This is a genomic window from Microbacterium sp. TWP3-1-2b2 (assembly GCF_049896145.1).
Classification (GTDB): Bacteria; Actinomycetota; Actinomycetes; order Actinomycetales; family Microbacteriaceae; genus Microbacterium.
Genome location: NZ_JAFCTS010000001.1, coordinates 213,672 through 228,281, shown reverse-complemented (window position 1 = coordinate 228,281; position 14,610 = coordinate 213,672). Strand labels below are relative to the sequence as shown.

General features: G+C 66.7%; 14 protein-coding genes and 1 tRNA gene. 5 read left to right on the top strand and 10 right to left on the bottom strand.

Annotated features, from left to right (window positions below):
* The first annotated feature begins 121 nt into the window (after window positions 1-121).
* The 3 genes from ACP7AR_RS01135 (at window position 122) to ACP7AR_RS01125 (ending at window position 3,179) form a co-directional block, all read left to right on the top strand.
* Window positions 122-889 carry a FadR/GntR family transcriptional regulator gene (locus ACP7AR_RS01135; RefSeq protein ID WP_426181660.1) on the top strand — a complete coding sequence of 256 codons (768 nt, stop codon included), beginning with the start codon at window positions 122-124 and terminating at the stop codon, window positions 887-889.
* A 77-nt stretch (window positions 890-966) separates the two neighbouring features.
* The gene (locus tag ACP7AR_RS01130) at window positions 967-1,695 is read left to right on the top strand and encodes a response regulator transcription factor (protein ID WP_426181657.1); all 729 of its coding nucleotides are present in this window, start codon (window positions 967-969) and stop codon (window positions 1,693-1,695) included.
* A 47-nt stretch (window positions 1,696-1,742) separates the two neighbouring features.
* Window positions 1,743-3,179 carry a sensor histidine kinase gene (locus ACP7AR_RS01125; protein ID WP_426181654.1) on the top strand — a complete coding sequence of 479 codons (1,437 nt, stop codon included), beginning with the start codon at window positions 1,743-1,745 and terminating at the stop codon, window positions 3,177-3,179.
* Window positions 3,180-3,297: 118 nt separating this feature from the next.
* On the opposite strand, the gene ACP7AR_RS01120 is transcribed toward ACP7AR_RS01125, so the two are convergent.
* The 7 genes from ACP7AR_RS01120 to ACP7AR_RS01090 form a co-directional block, all read right to left on the bottom strand.
* Window positions 3,298-4,134, bottom strand: coding sequence for a DUF559 domain-containing protein (locus ACP7AR_RS01120; RefSeq protein ID WP_426181651.1), 837 nt, complete (start codon window positions 4,132-4,134; stop codon window positions 3,298-3,300).
* Between the two features lie 355 nt (window positions 4,135-4,489).
* On the bottom strand, window positions 4,490-6,064 hold the full coding sequence (locus tag ACP7AR_RS01115; protein ID WP_426181648.1) for an FAD-dependent oxidoreductase: 1,575 nt from the start codon (window positions 6,062-6,064) through the stop codon (window positions 4,490-4,492).
* Between the two features lie 15 nt (window positions 6,065-6,079).
* Window positions 6,080-6,949 carry an FAD:protein FMN transferase gene (locus tag ACP7AR_RS01110; RefSeq protein WP_426181645.1) on the bottom strand — a complete coding sequence of 290 codons (870 nt, stop codon included), beginning with the start codon at window positions 6,947-6,949 and terminating at the stop codon, window positions 6,080-6,082.
* 5 nt (window positions 6,950-6,954) lie between these two features.
* The gene (locus ACP7AR_RS01105; protein ID WP_426181642.1) at window positions 6,955-7,422 is read right to left on the bottom strand and encodes an FMN-binding protein; all 468 of its coding nucleotides are present in this window, start codon (window positions 7,420-7,422) and stop codon (window positions 6,955-6,957) included.
* A 49-nt stretch (window positions 7,423-7,471) separates the two neighbouring features.
* Window positions 7,472-8,506, bottom strand: a complete 1,035-nt coding sequence (locus ACP7AR_RS01100) for a ribose-phosphate diphosphokinase (RefSeq protein ID WP_259064756.1) — start codon at window positions 8,504-8,506, stop codon at window positions 7,472-7,474.
* Between the two features lie 7 nt (window positions 8,507-8,513).
* Window positions 8,514-9,941, bottom strand: coding sequence for a bifunctional UDP-N-acetylglucosamine diphosphorylase/glucosamine-1-phosphate N-acetyltransferase GlmU (gene glmU / locus ACP7AR_RS01095; protein ID WP_426181638.1), 1,428 nt, complete (start codon window positions 9,939-9,941; stop codon window positions 8,514-8,516).
* 1 nt (window position 9,942) lies between these two features.
* A tRNA-Gln gene (locus ACP7AR_RS01090) sits at window positions 9,943-10,014 on the bottom strand.
* A gap of 90 nt (window positions 10,015-10,104) precedes the next feature.
* Here ACP7AR_RS01090 and ACP7AR_RS01085 point away from each other — a divergent pair.
* Window positions 10,105-10,599 (top strand): MarR family winged helix-turn-helix transcriptional regulator, encoded by a 495-nt coding sequence (locus tag ACP7AR_RS01085; RefSeq protein ID WP_426181635.1) that lies wholly within the window; start codon window positions 10,105-10,107, stop codon window positions 10,597-10,599.
* A 22-nt stretch (window positions 10,600-10,621) separates the two neighbouring features.
* Window positions 10,622-11,578, top strand: coding sequence for a pseudouridine synthase (locus ACP7AR_RS01080; RefSeq protein WP_426187563.1), 957 nt, complete (start codon window positions 10,622-10,624; stop codon window positions 11,576-11,578).
* Here ACP7AR_RS01080 and ACP7AR_RS01075 read toward each other — a convergent pair.
* Genes ACP7AR_RS01075 through ACP7AR_RS01065 form a run of 3 tightly spaced genes read right to left on the bottom strand, consistent with a single transcriptional unit; the run spans window position 11,518 to window position 14,430 of the window.
* Window positions 11,518-12,213: a response regulator gene (locus ACP7AR_RS01075; RefSeq protein ID WP_426181632.1), complete on the bottom strand. Its 696-nt coding sequence runs from the start codon at window positions 12,211-12,213 to the stop codon at window positions 11,518-11,520. The genes ACP7AR_RS01080 and ACP7AR_RS01075 overlap by 61 nt on opposite strands.
* Entirely contained in the window at window positions 12,210-13,487 is a 1,278-nt protein-coding gene (locus ACP7AR_RS01070; protein ID WP_426181630.1) for a sensor histidine kinase, read from the bottom strand. Before ACP7AR_RS01070 ends, ACP7AR_RS01075 begins: the two co-directional genes overlap by 4 nt.
* Window positions 13,474-14,430 (bottom strand): CPBP family glutamic-type intramembrane protease, encoded by a 957-nt coding sequence (locus tag ACP7AR_RS01065; protein WP_426181627.1) that lies wholly within the window; start codon window positions 14,428-14,430, stop codon window positions 13,474-13,476. The genes ACP7AR_RS01070 and ACP7AR_RS01065 overlap by 14 nt, the downstream gene beginning before the upstream one ends.
* Window positions 14,431-14,610: the final 180 nt, after the last annotated feature.

Below are 14,610 nucleotides of genomic sequence, written 5' to 3'. Positions count from 1 at the left end.
GAACCGCGCTCCGTCGCGAGGTTCCCTGGTGCAGATGTTCCGTTACGTCTGCTCAGTGGCCAAGATAGTAGCCACAAGTCATACTATTCAACACCCGTGATCAGAAAGATATGATCTAGCCATGACCCCGCTCTCCGGCATCGAGGCCGATCCGGTCTCGTCCACTGCTTCCGCTCCCGCCGTGGGCCGCCGCAACCTCGTGTTCGACACGCTGGGCCGAGAGATCTGCGCCGGCATCATCGGACCGCAGACGACCTTCACGACCGAATCGATCGAGAGCCGATTCCAGGTGTCGCGGTCGGTGGTCCGCGAAGCGCTGCGCGCGCTCGAGGCACAGGGGCTCATCACCCCGAAGAGGCGCGTGGGCGTGCGGGTCCTGCCCCTCACCGACTGGAATGTGTACGACCTGCAGGTGATCCGCTGGCGACTCGCCGGCCCCAGTCGAGTCGCGCAGCTGCGCTCGCTCACGGAACTGCGCGGAGCCATCGAACCTGCCGCCGCGCGGATGGCGGCGATGCGCGCACCACTGAATCAGGCGAGCGACCTCGTCGGCCTCGCGGGACGGCTGTGGGCTGCCGGGCGGGAAGGCGACGCGGAGAAGTTCCTGAACCTGGACAAGGAGTTCCACTCCCTCATCCTGACGATGAGCGGGAACGAGATGTTCGCCCAACTGCACCATCTCGTGGCGGAGGTGCTCACCGGCCGAACCCAGTACGACCTCATGCCCCAGTTCCCCGCACCAGAGGCACTGCAGATGCACGTCGACATCGCGACAGCGATCCAGACCGGAAACGCCGACAAGGCCGCGGCCTCGATGGTGTCGATCATGGACCGCACGCTCGCCGAGATGAGTTCGATCTGGGAGCAGAAGGCGCCGATCATCGGCTGATACCCATCGCTGTCATTCACAGGTCACCCATAGCGCATTCCATAGAAATCCCATAGGTGATTCCTCAGAATGGGTTCATGACCAGTGATCAGCCCGAACTGCGCCGCCCAGATGGCTCACCTCTGCGCATCCTCGCCGTGGACGACGAGCAGATGCTCACCGACCTGCTCGCGATGGCGTTGCGCATGGAGGGATGGGAAGTGCGCACCGCATCGTCCGGTCTCGAGGCGCTCCAGGTGGCACGCGACTTCGAGCCGGATGCTCTGCTGCTCGACATCATGATGCCCGACCTCGATGGCATGAGTGTGCTGCGGCGTCTCCGTGAATCGGGCAACCTCGTACCGGTGCTGTTCCTGACGGCCAAGGATGCCGTGAGCGAGCGCATCGCAGGGCTCACCGCCGGTGGAGACGACTACGTCACGAAGCCGTTCAGCCTCGAGGAGGTCATCGCTCGCCTGCGGGCGATCATCCGTCGCACTGGCCTCGCCAGCACGGACGACGGTCAGTCGATCCTCCGCGTCGGCGATCTCACGCTGAACGAGGACAGCCACGAGGTCGAGCGCGACGGCGCCGAGATCGAACTGACGGCGACCGAGTTCGAGCTGCTGCGGTACCTCATGCGCAATGAGCGCCGCGTGCTCTCGAAGGCCCAGATCCTCGATCGGGTGTGGAGCTACGACTTCGGCGGAAAATCCTCCGTCGTGGAGCTCTACATCTCGTACCTGCGCAAGAAGATCGATGCCGGTCGCGCCCCGCTGTTGCACACCGTCCGCGGTGTCGGATACATGATCAAGGCCCCGAATTGACCACCAGGAGGATGGCGCGGCGCCCGCTGACTCTGCAGACGCGGCTGATGGCCGCCGTCATCGGGTTCGTGTCGCTCATCCTCATCATCGTCGCCGTCATCACCAGTGCGACGCTCGGCACATCCTTGGAAGGACGCCTGCAGGATCAGCTGAACCGGATCGCCAGCCAGACGACGGTTCTCGTTAAGCAGGCGCAGATCCTGACGGTCGCCGGCCGGCCGCTCACCGCACAGAACGTGCTCGCAGGCCAGCACTATCCCGGCTTGCTCCTGGCGATCGCATCAGAGGACGGGGTCAGCGGCGCTCTGGTCACATCCGACGGGACGACTGTTCTCACGGATTCGCAGTTCGACGCACTCACTGACGCCGTCAACGAGTCGCCGAACACATCGGTGACCCTCGACGGGCTCGGATCCTTCTCAGTAACCGTCAGGGAGTACGGCGGCGTCGGAATCATCACGGGTCTCCCCCGTGACGAAGTCCAGAGCACGATGGCGCAGCTGCTCACCGTGATCACGCTCGCCACGCTCGGCGGACTCATCCTGCTCGCCCTGACGACGGCGATCACGATCCGAGTGAGCCTCCGGCCGCTGCGCGCGGTGGCGGGCACCGCGACTCGCGTCGCGAATCAGCCACTGGATCGCGGCGAGGTGACCATCAGCGAGCGCGTGCCGGACGCAGAGGCAGACCCTCGCACCGAGACGGGGATGGTGGGCGCTGCGCTGAACAGGCTGCTCGATCACGTGAACGACTCGCTCGCATCGCGTCAGAAGAACGAGGAGCGGATGCGACGCTTCGTCGCGGACGCCAGTCATGAACTGCGCACGCCGCTGGCATCCATCCGCGGATACTCGGAGCTGTCGCTACGTGATCGTGCGCTGCCGGAGACCGCGCAGACGGCCTTGGAGCGCATCCAGGCGCAGTCGCTGCGGATGACCCGGTTGGTCGAGGACCTCTTGCTGTTGGCCCGTCTCGACGAGGGACAGGAACTCGTGCACGGCACAGTCGATCTCACCCGACTGGCGCTCGAAGGTCTCACCGATGCGCGTCCGACCGCTCCGGCGCATCACTGGATCATCGACGTCCCCGAGGAGCCAGTGGTCATGCTCGGCGACGCCGGGCGTCTGCATCAGGTGGTGGCGAACCTGCTCGCCAATGCGCGGACGCACACGCCGGAGGGCACCACGATCACCCTGAGCGTCGCCAGGGAGGGTGACGATGCGGTCATCCGCGTGCACGACGACGGCCCTGGGATCGATCCTGAGGTGCGCGACGAGCTGTTCGCCCGGTTCGCCAGAGGAGACACCTCTCGTGCCCGTCAGACCGGCGGCACCGGGCTCGGTCTCGCGATCGCCAAGGCCATCGTGGAGGGCCACAACGGAGAGATCGCGGTGGAGAGCGCCCCCGGCGATACGACCTTCACCGTGCGCTTCCCGCTGACGCCGGCATCCGCACCGTCGTCCGCTCCCGACTCCACCCCGTAGTCGGAGGTCGCGTACGGATGCAGGACCGATGCACGGATGCAGGGTCATCCGGCGGCGAGTCGCCCTGCATCTGTACGATCACCCTGCAGGTGTGCTCGTATTCACCGGGGTGAGAGAGTCAACCGCGCTCGACCATCCGCGCCAACGCTGCAAGGATCGCCGCCTCGACAGTCGGCCAGTCATGAATGACGAGGGCATAGTCGAAACGGAGCGTCTCGTAGCCGAGCCGAGAAGCCGCTGCATCCCTGCGCAGATCCTTGTGTCGGTGCGAGATACCGTCGTGATTCTCCCTGCCGTCCGTCTCCAGGATCAGGCGATCTCCCACGACGAAGTCGACGATGCCGACAGCGAGTATCGTCACCTGACATTCCAGACGGATGCCGAGCAGGTGAAGGCGCAGACGCAGAAGCGATTCGAGGCCGCTGTCAGAATCCGGTCGGGCGAAGTCGACGAGCCAACGGGCACTTGTCGGAATCCGCGAACGGATGCGATTCCTCGCGGCAGACGCGATCTTTCGCTGTCGAAGCCCCGATTCCAATGCGGCGAAGAATGCCTCATCGCCGTGGCAGTGGTAGACGTGCGCAAGCACGATCTCCAGCGGAGCGAGTCCGAGCTGCATGGTCCCGGCGAAATAGTGCCCCACACACGAGCACCCCGAGACATGATGAACTCTCCCCGTTCCGCCCAGCCAGACGTGCACCTCAGGATCGTCGTTCAGCGTCCAGATGCCGTGCAGCCTGAGTGCCGACGCGCACGTCAACGCGCCGCCGTGGGCAGCGGCCTCGACGACCTCCGCAACGGTGGATGGCAGGGCGAAGACCCCCGGACGTACACGCACGATGTGTCCATTCTCCACTTCCGTCGACAGCATCCGTCTGGTGAAGCCGAGGCTCTGGAGCTGGCTCCCTCGAGCGATCCCGCCCTGTTGTGCGATGAGATGGGTCGGTTGCAGCATCCGACAACACTGCCGTGCCGACTTCTCTCAAGACGCCGCCCGCTTCAGAATGTGGACGGACTCGCAGATCTCGAGAATGTGCAGAACGAGTCACCCGTCTGCATCTGTCGGGAATCGCGCACGGATGCAGGGCCGATGCACGGATGTGGGGTCATCCGGCGGCGTGTCGCCCTGCATCCGTACGATCACCCTGCAGGTGTGCATGGCACGGGCGGGCAGATGTGCACGGCACAGGCGGGCAGGTGTGCATGGCACGGGCGGGCAGATGTGCACGGCACAGGCGGGCAGGTGTGCATGGCACGGGCGGGCAGATGTGCATGGCACGGGCAGTCAGCGCCGGCATCAGTGTGGAAGATCAGTACCCGGCGAACGCGTCCGTCGTCAGCGAGCGCGCCTTCTGCAATGCGGGTGCGAGGTCGGCGATGAGCCGCGGAGGGCCGGAGATGAACGCATGGCGCGCCGAGATGTCGGAGACCACGCGTTCGAGGCCCTCGGCATCCAGACGCACGCCCTGCGCCCACGTCCAATGCGCCGGAAGGTCGGCCGGGGCGTCCCTGGTGAAGACCACCGTACGAACACCGGTCTCGGCGAGCTCGGCGAGGAAAGCCAGCTCAGACGCCTCCGCGGCCACATAGACCAGCACGACATCGCGAGTGCGTCCTTCGGAGCGCAGCTGTCGAAGCTGCGAGACGAACGGCGTCACGCCGATGCCCGCGGCCACCATGAGCACTGGGGTCTCTCCGCGTGGCAGCACGAAGTCGCCCCAGGTGCCGGTGACAGCGAGCGTGGCGCCTGGCTCCGCGGCTGCGAGCGCGCGCTTGTAGCTCGACGGATGCTTCTGATCGCCGTTCTTGTATGCGATCCGCAGCGTCGGCAGATCGGCCGGTGCCGAGACGATGCTGAACTCCCGCCGTGTGCCGCGCGCGTCCGGGTGGTGGTGCGGCACGTCCAACTCGAGATACTGGCCGGGCAGGAACTTCAACTTCCCTTTGGCGCGGAAGGTGAGCTCTTGTGCGGTCGGGGTGATGAACTCGCGCTTCTCGAGTGTCAGCCGCACGGATCCGCGCAATGCGAAGGCGAACGCCAGCAGGTTGCCGATCAGCAGGGCACGCTCCTGACCGAGCGTGAACAGATCACCGACGAAGATCGGCCATCCGGCGAGCACGCCGACGAGCGCCGCGACGCAGAACTGCTGCCAGCGCCGCGGAGGGCTCGTCAACGGCTCCGACACCATGAATGCGCCGAGGAAGAGGAAGGGGGTCTGCAGCACCGCGAACTGGAGCGCGGTCGCAAGGTCGAAGTCGATACCGAACTGCTGCGCCTGCACGGCCTGACGAACGACGGCGGTTCCGACCGCGATCAGAAGGAACACGAGCACGACGCGCACCTTCTCCGTGCGCCAGAGCACCGCGAGCCCGAGAACCGCGACAGGGATCGCGAGCGCGCGGTTTCCCACCCACCACGAGGCCGAGGTGCCGAGCCATTCGAACGCACCGAACGAGCCGATGATCGAGACCACAGCCGCGCCGAACGCCGCAGGGTTGAGGATGTGACGACCACGCCAGGCGATCAGGTACTTCGAGACGCTCGCGAGAAGGCCGGCCAGCGCGAGACCGACCAGCGCTGCGGGATCGGCCCCAGGACGCATCACGAACAGCAGGATCAACGCGGTGACGAGAGACGACTCGACGCGCCAGGGCAGGTGCAACAGCCGCTGCACGCCGGCGTCCACAGCCGAGATCACGACCGTGAGCACGACGAACGAGGCCAGCAGCTCGAGCGGCGTCGGCGACACGATCACGCCGAACATCGACAGCACCAGTGCGATCAGGGCGAGCGCCACGAGTGAGAACAGCACGAGGCGGTACATCGACATCGCACCCAGGACGGCGAGCACCCGCTGACGAATGGCGGTGAATGAGAACGTCACGAATCCAACTCTTCCCTATCTGCGAACGCCGGGGGTCGTGAACAGCACGGCAGGACAGCCGATCGAGCGCTCGGCCCGACCCGTCGTGCTCATCCGCACCCACTCCACTCCCCAGCGTGCGGCGAGCTCCGGACCTCCGTCGAAGAACAGCGCCGTGGCGACGGCATCCGCGTGCATCGCATCCGGAGCGATCGCCCACGTCGCGGCCCACGTGCGCACGGGTGCACCGGTGCGGGCATCGAGCACATGATGCAGGCCATCGCCCCAGGCGCGCCTGTTGATGGCAGAGGCGCACAACGCCTGGTCGCGGATGCTCACGACGCCGATGGCCTTGGTCGGATCGAACGGGTGCTCGAGCCCGACGCGCACCTCATCCCCGCGTACGGCGATGTCACCTCCGGCATCCACCGTGGCGTTGCCGGGAGAATCGACGAGCTCTGCGAGCACGAGGTCGACGAGGCGGCCTTTGCCGAGGGCGCCGACGTCGATCTGCGCCGGGGACGCCGCTGACAGGGACATGTCGGACCACGTGAGGATGCTGGTCCAGTCCGCAGGCGCCGGCCGAGGCTCCCCGGCGACGAGCGAGATGCCGGGGTCATAACCGAGTGCGCTGAGGCTCTCCCCCACCAGAGGGTTCACGGCGCCGCGAGTGGCATCCGACAGTTCGCGATACGCGTCGAGCATCGGCACGGCATCTGCGGCGCCGCGCACTTCACCGTCGTCGCGGGCGAGTGAGGACACGAGGGAGTCGGCGCGAAAACGCGACCAGGTGCGGTCGAAGACCTCGATCACCGCGTTCACTCTCTTGCGCTCTGCGTCGCCCAGCGGAGTCTCGGTCTCGATCTCCCAGCGGGTTCCGATCGCTTCGAAGCCCCAGACGGACATGGCGCTCAGGCTGCGGCCTGATCCTTGATCTCTTCGACGGCGGCATTGAAGCCACCGCCCGTGAGCGACGATCCGGCGACACGGCTGACATCGAGTTCGTCGATCGATACGCCGACGACCTCTTCAGCGATGCCGTCGATGAACTGCCCCTGATACTGCTCGGTCTCCCGCGCCTGCGGGTCACCGCTCACTTCGACATCGGTGACGATGCCGTCCTCGAGCGTGAGCGTGACCGAGATCTGTTCGACGGTCTCTGGCGTCTGGTACGAGCCGTCGGCCGTATAGGTGCCATCGGCGTACTCGCCTGCACCGGACGAGCTCTGCGAGTCAGAGCCGGTGTCGGACTCCGCACCGGTGCCGGCAGCATCCTCAGCGTCTGCCGGGCCGGAGCAGCCCGCCAGTACGAGCAGGCCGGCGACGCCCACCACCGCGGCGCTCTTTCGGACGGACGACGGAACACTCATGCTCATCATGGTTCTGAGATTATGTCGACCTGCTATGGGCGGGCTGTGTCTGCATCGGCTACGCGTCGCCGCCGAACATACTCGTGACAGAGCCGTCCTCGAAGACCTCATGGATCGCCCGCGCGAGCAGCGGTGCGATCGGGAGAATGGTCAGACCGTCCCAGCGACGCGACTCGGTCAGCGGAATCGTGTCCGTGACGACGACCTCGTCGATCGACGCGTCCTGCAGTCGTTCGTTCGCCGGGTCGCTGAAGATCGCGTGCGTGGCCGCGACGATGACGCGGCGTGCACCCGCCGCCTTGAGCGCTTGCGCGGCCTTGACGATCGTGCCGCCGGTGTCGATCATGTCGTCCACGAGCAGACAGGTACGGCCCTCGACGGTGCCGACGATCTCGTGCACCGACACCTGGTTCGCGACCTTCGGGTCGCGGCGCTTGTGAATGATCGCGAGTGGCGCATCCAGGCTGTCAGACCAGGTGTCAGCCACTCGGACGCGACCCATGTCCGGCGAGACGATCGTGAGCGTCTCTCGGTCTTCGGCGGTGAGGTTCTCGCGGAAGTACTCGAGCAGAACAGGCTTGGCGAAAAGGTGATCGACCGGCCCGTCGAAGAAGCCCTGGATCTGCGCGGCGTGCAGGTCGACGCTCATGACCCGGTCGGCGCCGGCGGTCTTGAGAAGATCGGCGACCAATCGGGCACTGATCGGCTCACGTCCGCGCCCCTTCTTGTCCTGGCGCGAGTACGGGTAGTAGGGCGCGACGACGGTGATCCGCTTGGCCGATGCACGCTTTGCGGCATCGATCATGATCAGCGTCTCCATGAGCCATTCGTTGACCGGCTCGCCGAATGTCTGGATGAGGAACAGGTCACAGCCACGGATCGACACCTCGAAGCGGGAGTAGATCTCACCGGAGGCGAAGGTGCGATGCTCGGTGGGAGCGATCTCCGTCCCGAGGCCTGCGGCGACCGCAGCCGTCAGAGCGGGGTGCGAGCGCCCGCCCGCGATGACGAGTCGCTTCTTCGTCTTCGCGACGAGTCCCGGCGCGATGCCGTTGTCCCGATCCAGTTCAACGGTCTTCTTCTTGCGCGCCATGCTCCGCCTATTCCGCCGATTGTTCCCGAGCTGCGGCGTCCGCCGCGCCCGTGCCTGCTCTGTTCTTCTCGACCCAGCCCTCGATGTTGCGTTGCGGGGCCACGCTCATGGCCAGCGCTCCGGCGGGGACGTCCTTGCGGACGACGGCGCCTGCACCGGTCTTCGCACCTGCTCCCAGCTTAACGGGCGCCACCAGAACCGTGTGCGACCCGGTGTGCACCTCGTCGCCGATCTCGGTGCGGTGCTTGTTCACGTCGTCGTAGTTCGCGGTGATCGTGCTGGCGCCGAGATTCACACCGCGGCCGACTGTCGCGTCGCCGACGTAGGACAGGTGCGGGACCTTGCTGCCGTCGCCGATCTGGGCGTTCTTGGTCTCGACGTATGCGCCGATCTTGCCCGCAGCGCCGAGGATCGTACCGGCACGGAGGTACGAGAACGGTCCGACGGTGGCGCCTGCCCCGATCACGGCCAGGGTCGCCTCTGAGCGGCGGACGACGGCATCCGCTCCGACCTCGCAGTCGACCAGCGATGTGTCAGGGCCGACCACTGCACCGGATTCGATGACGGTCGCGCCGACGATGTGCGTGTTCGGAAGGATCGTGACATCCGGCGCGAGCTTCGCGTCGTCGTCGATCCAGGTGGTCGTGGGGTCGACGACCGTGACACCTTCGCGCTGCCAATGCCGGACGATGCGCGCATTGAGCAGACGGCCGACCTCGGCCAGCTGGACACGATCGTTGACGCCGTAGGTCACCGTGACGTCTGAGACGACGGATGCCGCGACCCGGTCGCCGGCGCCGCGCAGCAGCCCCGGCACATCCGTGAGGTACTTCTCGCCCTGTGCGTTGGCGACGCCGACAGTCGGCAGATGCTCACGCAGCGCCTGCGCACGGAACACGTACATGCCCGCATTGATCTCATGGACTGCGGCCTCGTCAGCGCTCGCGTCCTTCTGCTCCACGATGCGGTCGACGTCGCCCTCTGCGTCGCGGATGACGCGGCCGTAGCCGGTCGGGTCCTCGACGACGGCGGTCATGAGCGTGGCCGCGGCGCCGGTGGAGCGGTGCTCCTCGACGAAGGCCGTCAACGTCACGGCATCCGCCAGCGGGCAGTCGCCGGAGAGGATCAGCACGTCCCCGTCGAAGTCGGGGATCGCGTCGAGGGCGACCTCGACCGCTCGCCCCGTCCCAGGGATCTCGTCCTGATCGACGATCGTCGCGTCCGGGTACTGTGCGCTGATGACCTCGACGACCTGGTCGCGCTCGTGCCGCACGACCACCTCGATGTGGTCGGCGCCGAGTCGTGATGCCGTGGTGAGCACATGTCCGACCAGCGGACGACCGCTGATCGGGTGCAGCACCTTCGGCAGTCGGGACTTCATCCGGGTGCCCTGGCCGGCAGCGAGCACGATGATCGCGAGCTTGTTCTCCGTCATGCTCCGCCGCCAGGATTCGAACCTAGACCTAACAGCTCCAAAGGCTGTCGTGCTGCCATTACACCACGGCGGACCGCGACCGCGAGGTCACCAGACAAGTCTGCCATGCCGGATCGTCTGCCCTGCGCGTCAGTCTCCGATATCCCTGCCCGATAATGGTGTGATGAGTGAGGCAGATGAGGTCGACCGGATCGTCGGCGCGTGGAACACCCAGCGCCCCGACCTGGACTTCTCGCCGCTCGAGGTCCTCTCCCGCATGGACCGCCTCTCCAAGCATCTGGATCGGGCTCGACGTGACGTGTTCCGTCGCAGCGACATCGAACCGTGGGAGTGGGATGTGCTCTCGGCGCTGCGGCGTGCCGGATCTCCCTTCCAGCTCTCACCGAAGCAGCTGCTGCAGCAGACTCTCGTGTCGAGCGGCACCATGACCAACCGGATCGATCGGCTTGTCGAGCGCCGCTTCGTCAGGCGCGAGGCCGACCCCGGCGACGGTCGCAGCGTGCTCGTCACCCTGACCGACGACGGTCAGATGCGCGTGGATGCCGCGATCACCCGCCTCGTCGATGTGGAAGCCGAGCTGCTGCAGGCCCTCTCCCGCGCCGACCGTGACCGCATGGCATCACTGCTGCGCAAGCTCAGCCTGAGCTACGACGCCTGATGATGAGATCCCTCTGATGGCGATGCGATCCCCGCTCCCCGTCCGCGACGGCGTCGGAGCCACTCGGCTGCACGTGCCGCTCACCGGTCCGTGGCCCACCGTGAGTGCGTACATGGTGGAACGCTTCTTCCACCTCGATCCGAGGTGGCTGCTGTCACGATTCGACGACGGTGAGATCGTCGCCTTCGACGGCTCGGCCGTCGCTCGTGACGCTCCGCTCGGCGCGGAAGAGTTCGTCTGGTACTACCGGGAACCGCCGGCGGAGACGCACATCCCGTTCGAGATCGAGATCCTGCATCAGGACCGCGATCTCGTCGTGATCGACAAGCCGCACTTCCTGCCGTCGACGCCCGCAGGCAGGTACGTGCAGAACTCCGCACTCGTTCGCCTGCGCCGTCTGCTCGACAACCCGGATCTCGCTCCGGTGCATCGTCTGGATCGTGCGACGGCCGGGCTGCTGATGTTCTCCGCGCGCCCCGTGACGCGCGGTGCGTATCAGACGCTGTTCCAGCGTCGTGCGATCGAGAAGGTGTACGAGGCCGTCTCGGCCCGGCCGGCCGGTTGGACGGATGACCTCCCCCGCACGGTACGGCTGCACATCGAGAAGCCGCGCGCCCAGGTGTGCGTCGAGGTCGACACCGAGCGCGAACCGAACTCGGAGACGCTCATCGACCTGATCGACGCCGACGAGCACGTGGTCCACACCCTGCTGCATCCGCACACCGGAAAGATGCATCAGCTGCGCGTTCACCTCGCGAGCATCGGTCTCGGCATCCTGCACGACAATCTGTACCCGATCCTGACGGATGAGAAACCGGACGATCACGACCGACCACTCCAGCTCCTCGCCAGAGAGCTCCGGTTCACCGATCCGTTGAGCGGGGAGCCACGCGAGTTCCTCACGCGACGGAGGCTGCGTTACGCGCCGGGCGCTGCTCCGGCCTCCGGGGAGCCCGGGACCGCGACCACCCGGTTCTGATACGCCCAGACGACGGCCTGCAGGCGAGAGCGGACCCCGATCTTGGGGAGCATCCTGGCCAGATGCGATTTCACCGTCGACACCTCGATGACGAGCGCCGCCGCGATCTCCTCGTTGGACATACCCTGTGCCAGAAGCAGGAGGATCTCCCGCTCTCGTGCGGTGAGCACGCCGTCAGCCCTCTGCGCGGTGACCGGCTGAAGCTGGCGGCGCTGCACGAACTCCCTCAGGATGCGGCGTGTCAGCGCCTGGTCGATGGTGCCCTGCCCTGCCGCCACCTGACGTACGGCGTTGATGATGATCTCCGGCTCCGCGTCCTTGAGGAGGAAGCCAGAGGCTCCGGCCTCCAACGCGCCGAAGACGTAGTCGTCCAGGTCGAACGTCGTGAGGATGAGCACGGGAATCGGATCCGTCTCCCCCGGTGCGCACAGTTCGCGCGTCACCTCGATGCCGTCGAGTCCGGGCATCCGGATGTCGAGGCATGCGACGTCGGGTCTGAGCTCGGCCGCGAGTTCGAGCGCCTGGACGCCGTCTTCTGCGACACCCACCACGTCGATGTCGTCCTCCGCCGACAACAGGGCCGACAGCCCTGCACGAACAAGCGACTGGTCGTCGGCGATGAGGACTCGGATCATGAGGTTCGCTCTCCTACTGGCTCGGCTTCGCCGGGAAGGGGTTCGCGGGGAATGGTCAGGCGGACCTCCCAGCCGCCCTCAGGCGTGTGCCCGTGACGCAGTTCTGCTCCGATGAGGTCGGCGCGCTCGCGCATCCCCACCAACCCGAATCCGCCGCCCCGCGCCGCAGGATCCGACGCGACCTCCGCCACCGCGTTGCGCACCAGAACGCGCACCGCGGACGCGCGCGTGTCGTCGATCTCCACCAGACATGCGCCCCCAGGGGCGTGGATCACCGCATTCGCGAGCGACTCCTGGATGGTGCGGTAGGCGGCGAGCTGGGCAAGCGGACCGACACCGGATCCGAACGGCCGGTCCGATGCGGAGCGCAGCATCCGCAACTGCACATCGGAGATCTGATCTGCGCTCACCCTCGCGACCAGGTCCGGCACCGACGCGAACGTCTCCACCGAGCGCTCCGCCGCGTCGTCGTCGCGGAGCAGACCGACGACCCGGCGCAGGTTCTGAAGAACAGCAGTGCTCTCGGTGCGGATCTGCGCTGCCGCTTCGCGCGCGGCGTCCGGGTCGGTGCTGATCTGCCGCTCGACCGCCGCGGCCATCAGCGCGATGCCAGAGAGATGGTGGGCGGCGATGTCATGCAGCTCACGCGCCATCACAGTGCGCTCGCGAGACACGGTCGCGTCCACAAGTGCGTCCCGCTCCCTCGTGAGCGCCTCGACCTCGCGCCGATGAGACTCGCGCGACTCCCGCCGAGCGCGCAGCATGGCCGCGAGCAGCAACGGGACGATGAACAGACCGCCGATCTGCACTGCCGCCTCGCCGACCGCGAGGAGCGGATCCGCTCCCTCAGCGCCGATGCCGTTGACGACGCTCCCCGCGGCGACGATCATCGCCGCGGTCGTCAGCACCACCCACAGACTGCGGGACGGTCCGGTGCGGAATCCGAAGAACACCGCCACAGGGACGGCGAACGTCGCGACGTCGAAGACGGCCCCCGGCAGCGTCAGCGCCAGAAGGAGGGCCGCCGCCGAGACGGAGAGCACCACTGTCCTGGGCGCGTGACGCGCCCAGGACAGCAGCATGCACTGCACGAGGATGACGCCACCGACCAGCCACCAGGAAGTGGTGCCGATCGCCGGCGTGCTCGGATCCTCTGGCAGATCGGAGAGGAGTGCGCGGACCAGCAGCAGTGCGCTGATCGCGGCCACTGCCGTCACCCCCGCGATGGCGAAGTCTCCAGCGCGCGGCGCGCGGAGTGTGTCAGCGACGGCCATGTCCGGAGTCTATTGCCGTGGCGACGAGGGGGCTCATGGCGGCAGGAGTCGGTACGCCCAACCGCCCGCGCGTGGCGAACACGATGATCGCCGCCGAGATCGTCGCGAGGACCATCAGCATGAGCGAGAAGGTCTCTTCATCCAGCGTCGGGTACATGTCGGGCAGCAGGATCGAAGCCGTGTTGTTCACTCCGACGTGCAGCAGCATCGAGATCGGCAGCGACTGGTTCGTGCGGTTGAACACCCAGGACATCACGACGTTGAAGGCTATGCAGAAGCCCGCGAAGTACACGATGCGCGTCCAGTCCGCGTCAGGGTAACCGCCCCATTCGGTGAGGAACAGCGGCATGTGCCACAGCGCCCAGAGAGGCCCGAGGATGAAACTCGACGCGAGAGGGCTGAAGCGGTCCTGCAGCCTCGGCAGCGCGAAGTCGCGCCATCCCGGCTCCTCGGCGAGACCGGTCGTGATCATCTGCAGCACCAGACCGGGAAGCAGGAAGGCGAGCGCCGCGATCGATGGCGCCTGCACCGCTCCTCCGGAGAAGACGAAGCTTCCCGCGATGAGCGCCGCCGGCACACCGAGCAGCGCCAGCGCGTACCAACGCCAGTTCACGCGCCAGCGCCACAGCCGCCCCGCCCACCTTCGAAGTCCTGGCCGACCGTCGACGAGGGCCGTTATCAGCAGGGCGGAGGTGATCGGTCCGAGATAGGCACCGGGCAGCACGCCCAGCAGCTGCGTCGTGCCCAACAGTTCGGGGAAGTCGTAGTCCCACAGGCCGAGGCCGTTGTTGGAGAGGATGTAGGGGATCCAGGCCAGCCAACTCAGGGCGTTCGCGAGGACGAAGAAGGAGATGAGCGGATGCCGGGCGATCACGCCGACGAGACCAGGTCTCTCCGGCGGAGCGAGCGTACTCAGAGGCTGGATGCTGGTGTGGGAGGTCATCGGACGGTTCCTTTCGCTGGGAGCGGAGCGTCCTGCCCCGCCTCTACGACGCTAGGAATTCGACGGTGCGGGCCGCGAGGTGCGAAAGGGGGAAGGTCGAAGGCTCCATCGAAAGGTGCAAGGAACGTCGCGGGTGTGCCGGTTCGTCGTCGCAGCGATTCGTCGTCGCAGCGAATGGAC